Annotated in this window: 10 protein-coding genes; 9 read left to right on the top strand and 1 reads right to left on the bottom strand. The window is 62.9% G+C overall.

Going from position 1 to position 18,695, the window contains the following annotated elements; all coding sequences use genetic code 11:
• Positions 1 to 367: 367 nt before the first annotated feature.
• Positions 368 to 9,022, top strand: a complete 8,655-nt coding sequence (locus A6M21_RS15575; protein WP_242868877.1) for a GH36-type glycosyl hydrolase domain-containing protein — start codon at positions 368 to 370, stop codon at positions 9,020 to 9,022.
• A 56-nt stretch (positions 9,023 to 9,078) separates the two neighbouring features.
• Here the strand turns inward: A6M21_RS15575 and sigK are convergent, their stop codons facing one another.
• On the bottom strand, positions 9,079 to 9,780 hold the full coding sequence (gene sigK / locus A6M21_RS15570) for an RNA polymerase sporulation sigma factor SigK (RefSeq protein WP_066670783.1): 702 nt from the start codon (positions 9,778 to 9,780) through the stop codon (positions 9,079 to 9,081).
• Positions 9,781 to 10,031: 251 nt separating this feature from the next.
• Between sigK and cobK the strand changes: the two genes are divergently transcribed.
• The 8 genes from cobK (at position 10,032) to A6M21_RS15530 (ending at position 18,694) form a co-directional block, all read left to right on the top strand.
• Positions 10,032 to 10,805, top strand: coding sequence for a precorrin-6A reductase (cobK, locus tag A6M21_RS15565; RefSeq protein WP_066670780.1), 774 nt, complete (start codon positions 10,032 to 10,034; stop codon positions 10,803 to 10,805).
• Positions 10,798 to 11,454 (top strand): molybdenum cofactor guanylyltransferase, encoded by a 657-nt coding sequence (mobA, locus tag A6M21_RS15560; protein ID WP_066670777.1) that lies wholly within the window; start codon positions 10,798 to 10,800, stop codon positions 11,452 to 11,454. The genes cobK and mobA overlap by 8 nt, the downstream gene beginning before the upstream one ends.
• Positions 11,455 to 11,491: 37 nt before the next feature.
• Positions 11,492 to 11,995, top strand: a complete 504-nt coding sequence (locus tag A6M21_RS15555; RefSeq protein ID WP_345788111.1) for a YqeG family HAD IIIA-type phosphatase — start codon at positions 11,492 to 11,494, stop codon at positions 11,993 to 11,995.
• A gap of 42 nt (positions 11,996 to 12,037) precedes the next feature.
• On the top strand, positions 12,038 to 13,195 hold the full coding sequence (locus A6M21_RS19175) for a shikimate dehydrogenase family protein (protein ID WP_242868876.1): 1,158 nt from the start codon (positions 12,038 to 12,040) through the stop codon (positions 13,193 to 13,195).
• Between the two features lie 57 nt (positions 13,196 to 13,252).
• A complete protein-coding gene (locus tag A6M21_RS15545; RefSeq protein WP_066670773.1) occupies positions 13,253 to 14,629 on the top strand; it encodes a chorismate synthase in 1,377 nt (458 codons plus the stop codon).
• A 285-nt stretch (positions 14,630 to 14,914) separates the two neighbouring features.
• Positions 14,915 to 15,442, top strand: a complete 528-nt coding sequence (locus A6M21_RS15540; RefSeq protein ID WP_066670771.1) for a shikimate kinase — start codon at positions 14,915 to 14,917, stop codon at positions 15,440 to 15,442.
• Positions 15,443 to 15,577: 135 nt separating this feature from the next.
• Positions 15,578 to 16,663, top strand: coding sequence for a 3-dehydroquinate synthase (gene aroB / locus A6M21_RS15535; RefSeq protein WP_066670768.1), 1,086 nt, complete (start codon positions 15,578 to 15,580; stop codon positions 16,661 to 16,663).
• Between the two features lie 300 nt (positions 16,664 to 16,963).
• Positions 16,964 to 18,694 (top strand): GspE/PulE family protein, encoded by a 1,731-nt coding sequence (locus tag A6M21_RS15530; protein ID WP_345788110.1) that lies wholly within the window; start codon positions 16,964 to 16,966, stop codon positions 18,692 to 18,694.
• Position 18,695: the final 1 nt, after the last annotated feature.

Here is an 18,695-nt window from a genome sequence, read left to right as displayed (position 1 = left end):
ATTTGCGCGGTGTCGGAGAAATGAATGAAACGCCTTTTGCCACAACCGGTGAATGGTCGCAGATGAGGGCAGCATCTGCGGCTATTTTTTTACCCGCTCCGGTCAAGTAACGCTGTCAAGCCAGTAGTTTGCAGCCCGGGAAAAACCGCGTGCTCATCGTCACGCGGTTTTTTCACGGGTGAAAAGACCTGCCGGAGCCGGTGCATGATGCGTGTGTGTATATATGTGCAGCGGTGCAAAGAAAGGTATGCGGGTTACCGTTCCGGCGGCTGAAGCGGCTCCACTAATAAATGCTCCCCGAAAGGGGAATATTTTAACTGTTTCCGTTTTCACGGCATTACGCGGCAGCAAACCCCAAGGAGATAACATGATTCTAAATACAGATCAACTACGACAAAAAGCACATGAACTTGCCCTCATCCATGAGCCTTACCTGAAGCGCCGGTCAGCCGGGCGTTTGTGGCGCGAGCTTTACGCCGACGTCAAGAATTTGCGCACTTTTATACACTCACTGCAGGACGGCCGGACGGCTTGCGCGCAGCCCGCGGAAGAATGGCTTTTGGATCATGCCGAATTCATTGAAGAACAGGTATCGGCCATCCGGCACGAACTGTCCGTGGAATTGTTAAAGGCGTTGCCCTGCTTGCGCCGGACCGGCGAGACGAGAGTGCTGTCCGTCTGTACCAGCTATCTCGAACATGTGGACGGGAATCTGGATGAGGATTCACTCGTTGCCTACCTCAACTCCTACCAGGAAGTGGCAGTTTTGACCATTGCCGAGGGCTGGGCGGTGCCGCTGGTGCTGCGCATCGCCTTGATCCGCCGCCTGGCCGCGGTAATGGAGTTGGTCCGCGAGCGGCGGGAAGCCTGTTTGCTGGTCGAGCGGCTGCTGGCCCGGATCGGGCCGGCGCAGTTGACCCCGGATGTCTTAAAGGCCGCCCTCGAATCGGCCGGCCAAAACATCCCGCTTTCCGGACCGCTGATCGTCCAGTTGATCCGGCATTTGCGCGAGCGGGCGGACGATACGGCCACCGTGCGCGAATGGCTGCTCTGCAAACTGGAAAACGGCCCGGACAGCCTGGATCGCATCATTTCCTACGAATATCAGCTGCAGGCCGCTTATCAGGTGACCACGGGCAATCTGATCGGCAGCCTGCGCAAACTATCGCGTTTGCACTGGCGCGACCGGTTCGAACAGATTTGCCGGGTGGAGCACACACTGCGCACGGAAAGTACCGGTGTTTACCCGCGGCTCGACTTTTCCAGCCGTGATGTGCTGCGCAGGCGCGTTGAGCAGTTGGCCCGCCGCCTGGGTGTGCCGGAAAACCTGGTGGCACAGCAGGCTGTCGAACTGGCCGCCGTGGTACACGGCCAGGCGCAGGCGGAGCGTACGCCGGCGGCTGATCACGGCGGCAGTCCGGCGGAGAGTGCGCAGGCGGCCGGGGGCAGTGGCAATCAGGCGGAGCGTACGCCGGCGGCCGGAACTGCCGACAGTACTGCCGGGCAGGCGCAGGCGGCCGGGGGCGGCGGCAATCCTGCCGGGCGGATGCAAGCGTCTGATGTCGACGGCAGTCCGGCGGGGCAGGTACAGACAACCGGAGGGGACGCCAGCGATTCCGTTGAGCAAGCTACGGCCGCCGTGGCACACGTGCGGGCGCAGGCGGAGCGTACGCCGGCGGCCGAAGGGGACGCCGGCAGTACCGCCGGGCCGGTGCAGGCGGACGGGGAGGACAGTAATCCCGCCGGACCGCCGGTGACCGGTGTCGCCGGCAGTCCGGCGGAGCAAGCGGAACTGCCGCGCCGGGCGTTTGCCGCCTACTACCTGCTTGAACCGGACGGCGTCCGTGAGCTGCGGCGCGCGTTGAAAATGTGCGGTCCCTTCCGTTGCCTGCCGGAAACGGGAATTTTGCGCCGCGCCGGCGGCGTCTACTTCACCGCCCTCACCGCGTTGTTCGTGGCCGCCCTGACCGGGTTCGCCGTCTGGATTGCCGGGAACGCAAGTTACACGCCCGTGCAGTGGGTGGTGATTTTGCTCGCCCTCTTCCTGCCCGCCAGCGAGTGGGCCGTTACGGCCGCACATTGGCTTATTGAGACGGGCAGGCGCCCGCATCCGCTGTTACGCTATGATTTTTCGCGCGGCGTGCCGCCGGAAGCGTCCACCATGGTCGTTATTCCCGTGATCTGGTCCACAGTCAAAGAGGTGCGTGAACTCACGGACCGGCTGGAGATGCATTACCTGGCCAACCGCGACCCGCACATCCACTTTGCCCTGCTCGGGGATCTGGTTGACGCGGCGGCGGAGAAGGTGCCGGCGGACGCCGCCGTGCTGGAAGCCGCGCGGGCGGGCATCGGGGATTTGAACTGCCGCTATTCCCGGCCGGGCGGGAGTACATTTCATCTCTTTCAGCGCCGGCGGATCTGGAACTCCGCCGAGGGGGTCTGGATGGGCTGGGAACGCAAGCGGGGCGCGCTGGTGGAACTGGTCGAACTGCTCAAGGGACGCACTGATACCACTTTCGATTGTGTGGTTGGCGACAGTTCCGTCCTGCCGGGCATCCGTTACGTGATCACACTGGATGCGGATACGCAGCTGCCGCTGGAAAGCGCGCCGCGGATGATCGGCACATTGCACCTGCCTTACAACCGGCCGCGCTTGAACCGTACGCAGACGCGGGTTGTCGAGGGCTACGGGGTGCTGCAGCCGCGCATCGGGATCAGTTACGAGGCGGCTGTCCGTTCACGGTTCGCCTATTTGTGGTCGGCGGATCCGGGCATTGATCCGTATTCTTTCGCCGCCTCGGATCCCTACCAGGACTGGCTGGGGCAGGGTATCTTCACGGGAAAGGGCATCTTTGACGTCGATGTTTTTGCCCGCATATTGTGCGAACGGATTCCCGAAAACCGGGTGCTCAGCCATGACCTGCTGGAAGGTGGGTTTTTGCGCGCCGGCCTGCTCTCGGACATCGAATTAATCGACGGGCACCCGTCCACCTTCAGTGCCTACCAGAAGCGGATGCACCGCTGGGTGCGCGGTGACTGGCAGTTGCTTCCCTGGCTGTTGCACCGTGTGCGCAACCGGCAGGGAAAGCTGTTGCCGGTTGATTTGTCTCCTTTGAGCCGTTGGCAGATGATTGACAATTTGCGGCGCAGCCTGCTGTCTCCGGCGCTGTTTACCGTGCTTCTGCTTGGGCTGACCGTCCTGCCCGGTTTGCCCGGGCGCTGGCTTGCACTGGTGTCCGCCACCTTGTTTTTGCCCTTGATCCGCCAGCTGGCGGCCATCAAGCGGACAATGCGGTGGCTGAGAGGCTTGCCGGCCACAGCCGGGCAGGTTTGCCTGAACATAATCATCCTGCCGTTTCAAAGCGCTCTGCTGCTGGACGCCATCGCCAGAACGCTGTACCGCTTACTGGTATCAAAACGCCATTTGCTCGAGTGGGTCAGCGCCGCGGAAGTCGAGCGCCGCAGCCGGGGCGGGCGCCACACCGCCTTGCACGGTATATACGGCGGTTTTACGCTGGTGCTTGCCTTTGCGGCGGCGGCAATGGCCGTTTCCGTTCCGGGGTTGCGGCTGACCGCTTTGGCGCTTTGTGTGGTTTGGGCCGCCGCGCCGCTGGTGGTGCGATGGCTGGACCGGCCCTTGCATCCGCCGGGGCGCCCGCTGCCGGCGGCTGATCAGGAGGAACTGCGCAGGCTGGCGGAGCGGATTTGGGCCTTCTTTGAAGACCATGTAACTGAAACGGACCACTGGCTGCCGCCGGACAATGTGCAAATTGATCCCCCCAACGGCGTCGCCCACCGTACTTCGCCCACCAATATCGGACTGTATTTGGCCGGCGCGCTGGCGGCACGGGATCTGGGCTTCATCGGCACGCCCGGACTGGTTGATCGCTTGGAGCGCACGGTTGGTACACTGGAGCGTTTGGATAAGTGGCACGGCCACCTGTATAACTGGTATGATACGGTCACGCTCAAACCTCTGCCTCCGCTGTACGTTTCCACGGTGGACTCCGGCAACTTCACCGGCTGTCTGATCACAGTCAAAGAGGGATTGGCGGAGTGGCTGCAAAAGGACGGCGATAGGGACGGGCGGGCGGTTCCGGACCGGCCCGGCGAAGGGCGGGCGGCATCCCTGCAGGTGGCTTTTGCCGAAGAGCTGTCGCCTGCCGGCCCCGGGGAGGATTGGCCGGCTCGCGGGCGCAATCTGCTTGCCCGCCTGGAGACGCTGATCGACGGGACGGACTTCCGGCCGCTTTATGACCGTAAGACCAGGCTGTTTCATCTTGGTTATCTTGCCGGGCGGCGCGAACCGGATCAAGTCCTGTATGACCTGATGGCCTCGGAGGCCAGGCTGGCCAGCTATATTGCCATCGCCTTCGGCCAGGTGCCCGTGGCGCACTGGTATGTGCTCGGGCGGACCATGACCGCGGTGGGGCGGCGGGTTGCGCTGCTATCCTGGGCCGGAACCATGTTTGAATACTTGATGCCGCCTCTGTTCATGCGTATTTACCGGAATAGCGTCTGGGCCAGCACTTGCCGCGCAGTGATCAGGCGGCAGATCGAATATGCGCGTCAGCGGGGCGTTCCGTTCGGCATTTCCGAATCCGGCTACTATGCCTTCGATCACCGCATGAACTATCAATACCGCGCCTTCGGTGTACCAGGCCTCGGTTTCAAACGCGGCCTCGAGCAGGATCTGGTTGTGGCGCCCTACGCGACCATGCTGGTCCTGCCGTTTGCCGGAGAACGGGCGCTGGCCGGTTTGCGCAAAATGAAGGAGTATGGCGCGGAGGGCAAATACGGCTACTATGAAGCCATTGATTTCACGCCGGAGCGGTTGCCGGAAGGCCGCAACAGCGTGGTGGTGCGCAGCTTTATGGCCCATCATCAGGGTATGAGCCTGCTCGCCCTGGCCAACCTGTTGGCGCCGGAAAAAATATACGGGCGCTTTCACCGTGACAAGCGCGTCAGGGCGGCGGAACTGCTGCTACAGGAACGCATTCCCGCGCGGCCGAAAATAATCAAGCACCCCGCCGCCGCCCGTGTACGTCCGGCCGGCGGCGGGCCGGCGGCAGGCGGCGCCTGGCGGGAGCATCCCGTGGACACGCCGGCCCCCGAGGTTTGCGTCCTTTCCAACGGAACTTTTACAAGTGTGGTCACCAACAGCGGCAGCGGGTTTTGCCTTTATGCGGGTCTGGCCGTTACACGCTGGCGGGAGGATCCGGTGCTGGACAATTGGGGGAGCTATATCTATATCCGCGATGTTTCCCGCAACCTGGTCTGGTCGCCGTCCTTTCAGCCCTGCCGTGTTTCGCCGTCCGAACAGAGGGTGCAATTTTCCCTTGACCGGGCCTGCTTTATGTGCGTGCACGACGACATAAAGACGGACCTTGAGATCTGCGTATCTCCGGAATGGAACGCCGAAATCCGCCGGTTGACCCTGACCAACACCGGCAATGAAGCGCAGGTGATCGAGGTGACCACCTATCTTGAACCGGTGCTGACATCTGTTGCCGCCGATGAAGCGCACCCGGCCTTCAGCAAACTCTTCATCAAAACGGAATACGCGGCGGAGGCCGGCTGCCTGCTGGCCGGACGCCGGCCGCGCCGGGCGGACGAGCGGTCTTTATGGCTGGCACATGTGCTTATGACCAATGCACAAGCACCCGGCGCGGTGGAATATGAAACCGACCGGGCCGCCTTTATCGGCCGGGGTCATAAACTTTTCCGGCCGCAGGGAATTGATTGCCGTCTGCGCGGAACAGCGGGTTCCGTAGTCGACCCCGCCCTGGTCATGCGCCGGCGGCTTGTCATCGAACCGGAGGGGCAGGTAGAGTTGTTTGCTGTCACTGCGGTGGCGGAAACGAAAGAAGAGGCGGTGGAAATTGCCGGCCGTTTCCAGGGGAAGGCGGCGGTGGAACGAACCTTTCAAATGGCCTGGAACCGCAGTCAAATCGAACTGCAGCATCTGCGCCTGACCGCCGGCGAAGCGATGTCCTTTCAGGCCCTGGCCGGCCGGGTGCTTTACACCCCTTTACCGGGGCGTGAACGGCGGCAGTACATGGCGGCCAATACCAGGGGGCAGTCCGGCCTCTGGGCACACTGCATTTCCGGGGACGTGCCGGTTGTCCTGGTGCGCATTGCGGACCGGATCTACCTGCCGTTTGTCGTCAAACTGCTGACCGGATATGAATATTTGCGCCGCCTGGGCCTGTCTTTTGATTTGGCCGTCCTGAACGAATCGGCGGGCGGCTACCAGCAGGATTTGCAGGAAGCGCTGCGCCGGGCGGTGGAACAGGTGCTTGAACGGCATGAAGCCGTATCCGGCGGTGTTTTCATCATCAACGCCGCCGAACTGCCGGCGGAGGACCGGACACTGCTGTTTTCCGCAGCCCGCGTCGTGCTGCGGGCGGACGGCCCCAGCCTCCGGGCGCAGACCGCCCTGTCCCGGCATAAGCGCACCCTGCCCGCCACCCTGACGCCGGCGGCACCTGCCAACCGTTTTGCCGCCCCGGTGCCGGCAGGTCCGGCCGGGTTGCTGTATTTTAACGGGCGGGGAGGCTTTGCACCGGATGGCCGGGAATACCGGATGATCATAAAAAACGGCAGTTGTCCGCCGGCGCCGTGGATCAATGTAATTGCCAATCCACAATTCGGCTGCCTGGTCTCCGAACTCGGCACCGGCTACACCTGGTGGCGCAATAGCCGGGAGTGCAAATTGACCCCGTGGTCCAACGATCCGGTGCTCGACCCGCCGGGGGAAGTGTGTTACCTGCGGGACGAAGAAAGCGGCGAAGTGTGGACGGCGGCACCGTATGGCGCGCCGGTGGACGGTTCCTGCACGATTGTCCACGGCCGGGGGTATACGCGTTTTCAACACGAAAGGCACGGTGTCGGGCTGGAAATGACTGTCTTTGTACCGCTTGATGATCCGGTCAAAGTGATCGAACTGCGGTTGTGGAACAGGAGCGGCGTGCGGCGGCACCTGTCGGCCGCCTATTATGTGGAATGGGTGCTTGGTGTGCAGCGGCCGGAAAACGCCCCTTTCATCGTTACGGAGTGGGAGCGGACGGCCCGGATCATGCTGGCGCGCAATGTCTATCAGGAGACTTTTCGTGAGGCGACGGCCTTTTTGGGTCTTTATGCCGGGCCGCAAACACCGGCCGCTTCTCCGGATGCGGCGGAAGCGGAAAAAGAGGATCCCGCCGGGATGGATTGTGATCTGTCCTGGACAGCGGACCGCAGCGAATTCATCGGCCGCAACGGTACACTGGAAAGTCCGGCGGCGCTGGGCCGGGAGCGCCTGTCCGGTCAGACCGGGGTTTTGTATAACACCTGTGGCGCGGTGCAGGGCAAATTCATCCTGGAGCCGGGGGCCGGCCGGACGGTATGCATCCTGCTCGGCTGCACCACTTCCCGGGAGGAAGCAATAAAACTGGCGCAAAAGTACAGTCAAACCGGTGTTTGCGCGCGGGAATTGGTGCTGGTGCGCCAATTTTGGGACGGCGTTTTGGGACAGCTCACGGTATCCACCCCCAGTCCCGGGCTGGATTTGTTGCTGAACGGCTGGCTGCTTTACCAGGCCCTGGCCTGCCGGATATGGGCGCGGGCCGGCTTTTACCAGGCGGGAGGCGCTTACGGCTTTCGCGATCAACTGCAGGACGTCCTGGCCTTGTTGCACTGCCGTCCCGGTTTGGCCCGGGCGCAGATTTTACTGCATGCCGCGCATCAATATGAAGAAGGGGACGTGCAGCACTGGTGGCATGAAGAGACGGGGCGCGGCATCCGGACGCTTTTTTCCGATGATTTGCTCTGGCTGCCGTATACCGTGGCCCGGTACATCGAGCACACGGGAGACGCCGGCATACTGGACGAGACGGTGCCGTACCTGCACAGCGAGCCCCTGGCGGACGGGGAGGAAGAACGGTACGAGCAGGCGCAAAGCACGGGCGGCGGCACGCTGTACGAGCACTGCCTGCGCGCCGTCGACCGTGTCCTGGAGCGCTTTGGTGAACACGGCCTGCCGCTGATCGGAAGCGGCGACTGGAACGACGGGATGAGCAATGCCGGAGTAAAAGGGCGCGGGGAGAGTGTATGGCTGGGCTGGTTTTTATACGACGTGCTCAACCGCTTCACCGGTTTGTGCCGGCAGCGCGGCGATGAACAGCGCGCCCGGCGCTACCGGGACAGAAGCGTACAACTAGCCCCGGCGCTTGACCGGTACGCCTGGGACGGGCGGTGGTACCGGCGGGCCTTCACCGATGCCGGCTATTGGCTGGGTTCGGTGAACAACGGAGAATGCCGGATTGATGCCATCGCCCAGTCCTGGGCGGTCATTTCCGGCGCGGCGCCGCAGGAAAAGGCGGTGCAGGCGATGTTGTCTTTCGACCGCGAACTGGTGGACCGGGATCTTTCCGTGGCGCGCCTTTTAGCCCCGCCTTTCGAACAGACGGAGCCCAGTCCCGGCTATATCCAGGGCTACCCGCCCGGCATCCGGGAGAACGGCGGTCAGTACACGCACGGGGTGATCTGGAGCATTATCGCCTGGTGCCGGTTGGGCAACGGCGACAAGGCCTTTGAACTGTTCGAGCTTTTAAACCCGCTGAACCACACGCGCACAGCCGGTGAAGTGCGGCAGTACGGCGGCGAACCCTATGTCATGGCGGCGGATGTTTGCACGGCGGAACCGCACCGGGGGCGCGCCGGTTGGACGTGGTATACCGGCGCCGCGGGCTGGATGTATCAGGCCGGGGTGGAGTGGATCCTCGGTCTGCGCCGCCGGGGAGCACGGCTGTACATCCGCCCGTGCATTCCCGGCGAATGGCCGGAGTATTCCGTACGCTACCGGTTTGGCGGCACGCAATACCTGATTACCGTCAAAAACCCGTCGCACCGGTCCGGCGGCGCGACTGCGTTAAAAATTGACGGGCGGGAAGTGGTGCTGACGGATGCGGACAGGCGGGAGGGTCCGTATGTGGAATTGTCCGGCGACGGACGGGTCCATCGGGTCGAGCTTGTGTTGTAGCGGAAGGGGCGCCCGGCACCGGGCCGCTTTTCCGGCGCGGCGGCGCGGGGAAACGGTCAATTGTTGCCTTTCAACTCCCGGAACAGTTTGCTGATCGCTCTTTTTTCGATGCGCGATACATAGGAGCGGGAAATGCCCAGCAGGCGGGCGATTTCCCGCTGGGTGCGGCGGGTGTTTTTGCCCAGGCCGAAGCGCAGGGCAAGCACTTCCCTTTCCTGCCGGTTCAAACCGCCCACCTTGTGCATCAGCCGTCTTTGCTCGAAGTATTCCTCCACCGTTTCCGAAACTATTTCCGGGTGCGTGCCCAGCACATCGATCAATGTAATTTCGTTGCCTTCGCGGTCAACACCGATTGGATCGTACAGCGAAACCTCCGCCTGGCATTTTTTTAGCGAGCGTAAATGCATCAGGATTTCGTTTTCAATGCAGCGGGCGGCGTAAGTGGCCAGACGGGTGCCTTTTTCCGGGTTGAAGGTATTGATCGCCTTGATCAGGCCGATTGTGCCGATGGAAATCAAGTCGTCAGTTTCTTCACTCGTGTGCTCGAACTTTTTGACGATATGGGCGACCAGCCGCAGGTTGCGTTCGGTCAATATCCGGCGCGCTCCGTCATTGCCCTGCCGCAGTAATTTTAAATAGGCGGCCTCCTCTTCTTCGGTCAGCGGTTGTGGAAAGGTGTTGCTGGCGATGTAGGAAACCAGCAGCAACAACCCATTGGCCAGGGATAACACCAACAGCGCCCACAAACCGGGCAACATCCCCATCCCTCCCCGTGCAGGCTGTTAAATAATATGGTGCGGCCTTCCCGGCCGTGCCTGTCCCGGAAGGATGACGAAAACGGTTGAGGAAAGGTACAATTACAAGCCGGATTTCAATTTTACAGAAGGAATTTCCGAGCGGATCATCGAACATAATAAACACTTCCGCGTTGTTTGAAGCCGGGAAGCCGGCCGGTTTCCCGGAATATGTGCTTTAACGGTTTGAAGTAAGGAAAACGACAGGTGAGGGAATGCTATTAGTACTGTACGGGACCAGAGAGGCCCGGGAGTTGATTTCATTGCTCAGCGCCCATGGCTACCGTGTTATGGCCACCGCCCGCACCGCTTATGGCGGCACTTTGGCCGGCATGGGCGGGGCGGTGGAGGTTTTGCCTGCTCCGGCGGACACCGGGGAAATGGTTTCGGCCTTGAAAAAAAAGGGGATCACACTGGTGCTGGACGCCACTCATCCTTCTCCGGGGTTGCTGTCCCAGATGGCCCGGGAAGCCAGCAACCGTCTGAAACTGCCTTTTATTCGCTATGAGCGTAAGGAAACCAGTCTCCCCGTGGATCCGCAGGTACATGTGGTGGATAGTTGGGAAGAGGCGGTGGAGGTGGCGGCCGGCCTGGGGAACACGGTGTTTTTAACCACCGGCAGCAACAACCTGGAGGTTTTTGTCCGCTCAAAGGCCATGCGGGGCAAGCGGTTGGTGGTCAGAGTGCTGCCGGAGCACCGGATCATCAAAAAATGCGATGAGCTCGGACTGCTGCCCCGGGACATAGTGGCCCTGCAGGGGCCGTTTTCCGCCCGGTTCAACCGGGCGATGTTCCAGGCCTACCGGGCGGAAGTGGTGGTCACCCGGGAAAGCGGCGGCAGCACCGATGCCAAAATCCGGGCTGCTTTGGGCCTGAAACTGCCGGTGGTGGTAATCCGGCGCACACCGCCGCCGGGGAACAATCTGGTCCATAATTACCGGCAGGTGTTGCAGTTGGTCCGGCATTACCTGGGGGAACCGGATGATTGAGCGGCAGGCAAAACAAGATATTGATCCGTCCGGCCGGCCGGCGGTGACCGGTGTTGTCCTGGCCGGCGGAAACAGCAGCCGGATGGGCGCAAACAAGGCGCTGCTGAAGTTGGCCGGGCGCCGGCTGATTGAACGGGTGGTGTGCGCCCTGCAAAATGCGTTCGGCCGGGTCATGCTGGTGGTCAACAATTTTGACGATTACCGCTGTCTCGGCCTGCCCATGGTGAGCGACGTTTATCCCGGCCGGGGGCCGCTTTCCGGCATTCATGCCGGACTGCTCCACGCAAAAACGCCGTACATCTTTGTTGCCGCCTGTGATTTGCCGCTGGCCGACGCCCGGTTGGCCCGCCATATGGCCGCCCTGGCGCCGGGCAGTGATGTGGTGATTGCGCGCTCCGGCGGCTGCCTGGAGCCGTTGTTTGCTGTTTACAGCCGGGAATGCCTGGCGCCGGTCGAAAATTTGCTGCGCAGCGGCCGGCGGTGCCGGGTGGTGGACTTTTTCCCGATGGTGCGGATAAAATATATTGACCGAGCGGATTTTCCGCCCGGTATCGATGCGGAACGGGTCTTCTTGAACATCAATACTCCGGCGGATTTGCAGCGGGCCGGCTCTTACCTGCCCGCCGGCAGGGAGTGCGGGAGAAATTAACCGCCGGCAGGGTGTTTATGAAATGGGATGATCTATTTTGGCGCTGCTTTACCCGAAACAATATGTATCCAGTTTGTTTGACGTCGATCCGGATGATCTGCTCCGGCGGGGAATCCGGGGGATTCTTTTTGATCTGGACAATACCATTGTTCCCCGGGATGTGTCCCGCTGTCCGAGGGAAATTACCGCCTGGCTGGAAAAACTGAAACAACACGGGTTCAAGATATGCATTGTTTCCAACAACAACACACAGCGGGTGCGGCTTGTGGCCGATGCCCTGGCCGTGCCGGCCGTTTGCCATGCGATCAAACCTTTAAAACGGCCTTTTCGCCGGGCCATGGAACTGATGGGTACCGGACCGCATGAGACGGCCATTATCGGCGACCAGATATTTACGGACATACTGGGCGGCAACCGGCTGGGCCTGTACACCGTCCTGGTTTCCCCCCTGCCCGGACGGGAGTTCTGGGCCACCCGCCTGTTCAACCGGCGGATGGAAAAATTTGTTTTGTCCCGGTTGAAAAAGCGATCTTACTGGTAGGATATCTCATATGATATTTCATGTCTCAGGGTGGGGATTTATGTGTTACCGTCAATCAGTGGAAGTACCCGGGTGTGCGGGCTGTTCGGCTTTCCGGTGGCGCATTCCTTTTCGCCGGTCATGCATAATGCCGCTTTTGCCGCCCTCGGGCTGGATTATGTCTACGCCGCCTTTCCCGTATCCCCGGAGCAACTGCCGGCGGCGGTGGCGGCGGTGCGTGCACTGGACCTGGCCGGCGTCAACGTTACCGTGCCGCACAAGGAAAATGTGCCGTCCCTGCTGGACGACCTGACGCCGGGCGCCCGTCTGGCCGGGGCGGTGAACACCATAGTGCACCGGGACGGGCGGCTGAAGGGGCATAATACCGACGGGTCCGGTTTCGTCCGGGCGCTGGCGGAAGAAGCGGGTTTCGACCCGGGCGGCAAAACGGCGCTCATCCTGGGCGCCGGCGGGGCGGCCCGGGCGGTGGCTGTGCATCTCGCCCTGGCCGGGGCGGCAAGTGTGCTGGTGGCCAACCGGACAGTGAGCCGGGCGGCCGCCCTGGCCGCACTGTTGAACGGGCACACCGCCGCGCGGGCGGATTTTACAGGCTGGCCGGAAAACTTCGAGCCGGGCGCCCGGCCCGGGCCTTCCGGTCCGGGCCGGGGCTTTGATGCCGCCGGAAGGTCAAAATCACCGTTTGCGCCGGAAAAATCAATGGCCGGAGTGCCTGCCGCCACTCATGACACGGGTGGAATACTTGCCGGTATCGCCGGTGATGCGCCCGCCGCCCGGCTACCGGATGCCGGGACGGTGCCGGCCGTGTCCGGGGTGGCGCATGACGTCTGCGTACGCGTCGCCGAACGGGCGGCGGGCGGCGGAAAATCATTGGCCGCACCTGGGACTTCGCGGACCGCGGGCTTTTCCCGGTTCGTCCGGGATGCGGATTTAATCGTGCACACCACGCCCCTTGGCATGCATACACGGCAGGATACCTGCCCGCCTTTTCCTTTCGATCTTCTGCGTCCCGGCCAGGTGGTGGTGGACCTGGTTTACAACCCGCCGCGCACGGTTTTTCTGACCCGGGCGGCCGCCGCTGGGACGCGGGTGTATAACGGCCTGGGCATGTTGCTCTACCAGGGGGCGCTGGCCTTCGAACTGTGGACGGGGCGTGCCGCCCCGCTGGATGTGATGCGCCGGGCGCTGCCGGTAAAGTTGTAGCCTGAATACAGTTGTTCCATACCCCGGTAAATGGTTTTTTGGAGAGGATGGGTTTTTTTGTTGCGATTCCTTACCGCCGGCGAATCCCACGGTCCGGCGCTGACAGCCATAGTTGAAGGATTGCCGGCTGGCCTGCCGGTTGCTGTGGATTATGTAAACCAGCAACTGGCCCGGCGCCAGGGCGGCTACGGCCGCGGCGGACGCATGCAGATTGAGCGTGACCGGGTGCGTTTTCTGGCCGGGGTGCGGGGCGGTTTAACCATGGGCAGTCCGGTGGCATTGCAGATTGAAAACCGGGATTGGGCCAACTGGCAGGAAATCATGAGTGCTGGTGAGGACGCGCGTCTGGATCAGCGGCTGGTCACCCGCCCCCGGCCGGGGCATGCCGACCTGCCCGGGGCGTTGAAATACGGTCACCGGGACATGCGCAACGTGCTGGAACGCTCCAGCGCCCGGGAAACCGCTGCCCGGGTGGCCGTGGGTGCGCTGGCCGGGCGTCTGCTGGCGGAACTGGGTGTGGAGGTGCTCGGGCACGTGGTGCGCATCGGCGCCGCGGCGGTGCCGGATGATATCCCGTCCCCTCTCGACGGCCTCACGTTACCGGATGCCGGCGGTCCGGACGGCAAGCCGCGGGAAATCGTGGCCGGCGAAAACGGTCCGGGCGACACAGGCGGAAAACCGGCGCCGCCGGGCGGCGAAGCGCTTGTTTGCGGTGCTGTTGAATACCGCTCCGCACAGTCCGGTGACGTTTCCCCGGTCGCTCCACTCGACCAACCGGATACCGCCGCTATAAATCACTGGCGTGAAATCATTGCCGCCTCGCCCGTCTTCTGCGTCCATCCCGCTGCCGGGGAAGCGATGATGCGGGAAATCGACCGGGCGCGGGAAGCCGGCGATTCCCTGGGCGGCGTGTTTGAAATCCGGGTGTACGGCCTGCCACCGGGACTGGGCAGTTGCGTCCAGTGGGACCGGCGGTTGGACGGCCGGTTGGCCGGTGCGCTGATGAGCATTCAGGCCATCAAAGGGGTGGAGGTGGGCCTCGGTTTCACCGCCGCGGCCCGGCCGGGTTCACAGGTGCACGACGAAATCTTCCACACCCCGGGGCGCGGTTTTTACCGCCGCACCAACAACGCCGGCGGGCTGGAGGGCGGCATGGCCAACGGTGAACCGCTGGTGGTGCGGGCGGCCATGAAACCCATCCCCACGCTATACAAACCCCTGCGCAGTGTGGATCTGATCACCAAAGAGCCCTTTGCCGCCTCGGTAGAGCGCTCGGACGTCTGCGCCGTACCGGCCGCCTGTGTGGTCGGGGAAGCCGTGGTGGCCTGGGAGCTGGCTGCGGCCTGCGCGGAAAAATTCGGCGGCGACACTTTGGCGGAAATGCGGGACAACCTGCGGCGGTATTGGGCAGAAGTAAGGTCAAGGACACTGTAGTAATTGCCGGCCCGGAAAATTTTCCGCGGGATGGCGTTAAGCCGGGTACACGCCACCCGGAGTTTGACGGCTTCAAGGCGCCGGACGGGGAAACCGGCCGGTTGGCAAAAGTTTGCTCGCTCCGCCAACGGCCTGCTGTTGTCATGCCGTCGGCGGTCGTGAGGGATGCGTTTCATAAAAGTGGCGCAAAAGAAAAACGGATGATTGTTTGTTGTGCTTTTCCCCGGGCCGGTTTGGGCCGGAAAAGGGAAAATACGGTGCGATCCGGTAAAGAGGGTTGTTTTGATGAAAAACATTGTTTTGATTGGTTTCATGGGCACCGGCAAGTCGGCCGTCGGCCGCCGGCTGGCCGCACGGCTGGGCCGCCAGTTTGTGGATACGGACGAAGAAATTGAGCGGGTGACGGGACGCACCGTGGCCCAGCTTTTTGCCCGCGAGGGGGAGGTCCGCTTCCGTTCCGAAGAAGCGCTGGTGGTGAAAAAAGTGGCCGCACGTGCCGGGCTGGTGGTGGCCACCGGCGGGGGAGCGGTTTTGACCCCGGCCAATGTCGAGACGCTGAAGCAGAACGGCATCCTGATCGGCCTGACTACCGATCCGGAAATTATTTTTCACCGGGTGCGGCGCAAGAAGGACCGACCGTTGCTAAACGGCGCCGGGGATCTCCAGACCCGGATCAAAGAAATGCTTGCCGCGCGTGCGGATGCTTACGGGGTGGCGGAGTTCACCGTGGATACCGGAAGGCATGGACAGGAAGAAACGGTTGAGCTGATTGTCAAGTATTTGCAGGAAAGGTGTCAGTCAAGCGACCGCTAGACGGCCGGCGGCCGTGCGCGTGCCGGGCGGCGCTGTTTGATGCTCCGTTTTGCCCGGGGAAAACCGGTGTCACGTTAAAGATCCTTATGTGCAGAGGCTGTTTCTAAAAATATCAGGCAGGTGGCATGAGGCAATATGCAAAAAGTTTACATAAATCTGGCCGAACGCAGCTATTACATTCACATCGCCCCCGGCCTGCTGGCCCGTTTGGGGGAGCACCTGGCCGCCCTGGACGTGGGCCGGCGGGTGCTGCTGGTGACCAACCCCACTGTGCGCCGCTTGCACGGCGGTCCGGCGGAAGCGTCTTTGACCGCCGCCGGTTTTGCGGTGGTGCCGGCGGAAATCCCCGACGGCGAGGAATACAAAAGCCTCGCTTCGGCTGAAAAGCTCTACGATCTGGCTTACGGCCGGGGGCTGGACCGGCGCTGCCCGGTGGTCGCCCTGGGGGGTGGCGTCACGGGAGACCTGGCCGGTTTCGTGGCCGCCACCTACCTGCGCGGCGTGCCCTTCATCCAGGTGCCCACCACCCTGCTGGCCCAGGTTGACTCCAGCGTGGGCGGCAAGGTGGCCGTGAACCACCCGCGGGGGAAAAACATCATCGGCGCCTTTTACCAGCCCCGGCTGGTGCTGGCCGACCCGGACGTGCTGAAAACGCTGGACGCCCGGGAAATCAGCGCCGGTCTGGCCGAAGTGATCAAATACGGCGTGATTGCCGACGCCGGCTTCTTAGCCTGGTTGGAGGAAAACCTGGAGCGCCTGCTGAACCTGGAACCGGCGGCGCTGGCCCATGCCGTGGCTGTTTCCTGCCACATCAAGGCACAGGTGGTGCAGGATGACGAAACCGAGCAGGGCCGGCGGGCCATTCTCAACTTCGGACACACTGCGGGCCACGCCGTGGAGGCGCTCACCGGCTACACCGCCTGGCGCCACGGGGAAGCGGTGGCCATGGGCATGGCGGCTGCCTGCCGCCTGGCGGTGCAACTGGGCCGGTTGGAGGAAGCCGCCGCCGCCCGGGTGAAAAAGCTGCTTGTCCGGGCCGGCCTGCCGGTGGACGTGCCGGCCGGTTTGTCCCCGGCGGAGATGCTGGCCTCCATGCGTCACGACAAAAAGGTCATCGCCGGCCGGCTGACCTTTGTGCTGCCCACGGCGATCGGACGGGTGGAAATTCTCCGGGACGTGCCGGAAGAAGCGGTGCGGGGGATGCTGGAACAGCGGCGATAAGAAATTTCTCAGGTTTGAAGCCGGGAATTGTAGCCCGGCTACGTATGGACGAAGCGCCGGATGAGTGGTAAAATATTCCTTCCCGGCACATGATGCCGGATTCATGTGACCGTTCGAAAATTCAAAAAACAGTTGCTTCCTGTTTTTCCGATTCAGTATAATTAATTGACGACACGCGGGCGCGAGGCCGGCAATCATCAAAGTAAATGGACCGGCCGCCGGTGGTTAACTTTTCTTAAGCGGTACCGGTGGCGGGCCGCCCGGTCCCCGGCCGCCGTCCTTGACAGAGTATGGAACAAATTGCGTGGTAAAGTTGAGGGAATAAACATGCCCGCATCCACCGTCCAACCGAAACCCCGCCGCCTGCTGGGCGATCTGCTGGTGGAAACCGGCGTGATCACTCGCGAACAACTGCAGCAGGCGCTGGCCGGGCAGCGGCGCAGCAGCGAACGCCTGGGTCGCGTGCTGGTGCGCATGGGCTTCGTCACCGAGCGGGACATCACCAGTGCCCTGGCGGACCAGTTGGGCATCGCCCAGGTGGGCGGCGGTCTGGTCACCGATCCCCAGTTGCTGGCCCTGCTGCCCGAGCAACTGGCCCGCCGCTACAAGGTGATCCCGCTGGCCCGGGAGGGGCGCCGCCTGAAGGTGGCCATGGCCGATCCGGCCAACCTGATGGCTCTGGACGACCTGCGCCTGGTCACCGGCCTGGAAATCGACGCCCTTTTAGCCGGCGAGCGGGAGATCGAATCGGCGCTGCAGCGCTATTACGGACTGCCCGAGCTGGAGAAGGCCTTTCAGGAATTCCAGGTGATCGAGGAAGAAGCCCTGCAACTGGAGGAGCCGGCCGAGGTGGCCGCCGACGAAGCGCCGGTGGTGCGGCTGGTGAACAACATCATCGTGCAGGCGATCGAGGAGCAGGCCAGCGACATTCACATCGAACCCGGGCCGGAAAGCGTGCGTGTGCGCTACCGGGTGGACGGCATGCTGCGGGAGGCCATGCAATTGCCCCGCCGCTCCCGGGCCTCCCTGGCCGCGCGCCTGAAGATCCTGGCCCAGTTGAACATCGCCGAAAAGCGCTTACCTCAGGACGGGCGCATCCAGATCAAATACCGGGAGCGGGAAATCGACCTGCGGGTGTCCACCATGCCCACCGTGTTCGGGGAAAAGTTGGTGATCCGTCTTTTGGACCGCAGCCGGCAGATTACCGGCATAAAGGAACTGGGCTTCACCGGCGAAAATCTGGAGCGCTTCCAACGCCTGCTGCGTGGCACACACGGCATGGTGCTGGTCACCGGACCGACTGGCAGCGGCAAAACCACCACCCTCTACGCCGCCCTGGAGCAGTTGAACACCCCGGAAAAAAACCTGATCACCATCGAAGACCCGGTGGAATACCTGCTGCCCGGCATCACCCAGTGCCAGGTGGCGCCCAGGGCGCGCTTCACTTTCGCTGCCGGCCTGCGCTCGATGCTGCGCCAGGACCCGGACGTGATCATGGTCGGGGAGATCCGGGACGGGGAAACGGCGGAGATCGCCGTGCGCGCCGCCACTACCGGCCACCTGATGCTTTCCACCCTGCATACCAACGACGCGGCGGGCGCGGTGGTGCGGCTGGTCGATATGGGCGTGGAGCCTTTCCTGGTCGCCTCCTCCCTGCTCGGGGTGGTCGCCCAGCGCCTGGTGCGCCTGATCTGCCGCCACTGCCGGGAGGCCTATCAGCCGGCTCCGGACAGCATTGAACGCACCTTCCTGGGCATTCCGCCGGAAAAGCCCCTTACTCTCTACCGCGGCAAAGGGTGCGGCTACTGCGGGCGCACCGGCTACCGGGGCCGGGTGGCCGTCGCGGAAGTTCTGGTGGTGGACGGTCCCCTGCGCCAACTCATTTCCACCCGCGCCGGCGCGGACGAACTGCAGAAACTGGCCGCGGCGCAGGGCATGACCACCCTGCGGGAGGACGGCGCGGCCAAGGTATTGAGCGGGCTGACCACGGCCCGGGAAGTGATGCGGGTGACCTATGCGGGAGGAAACTGAC

The organism is Desulfotomaculum copahuensis (genome assembly GCF_001655685.1).
GTDB classification, from domain to species: Bacteria; Bacillota; Desulfotomaculia; order Desulfotomaculales; family Desulfovirgulaceae; genus Desulfotomaculum_G; species Desulfotomaculum_G copahuensis.
This window is presented reverse-complemented; position numbering and strand designations above follow the sequence as displayed.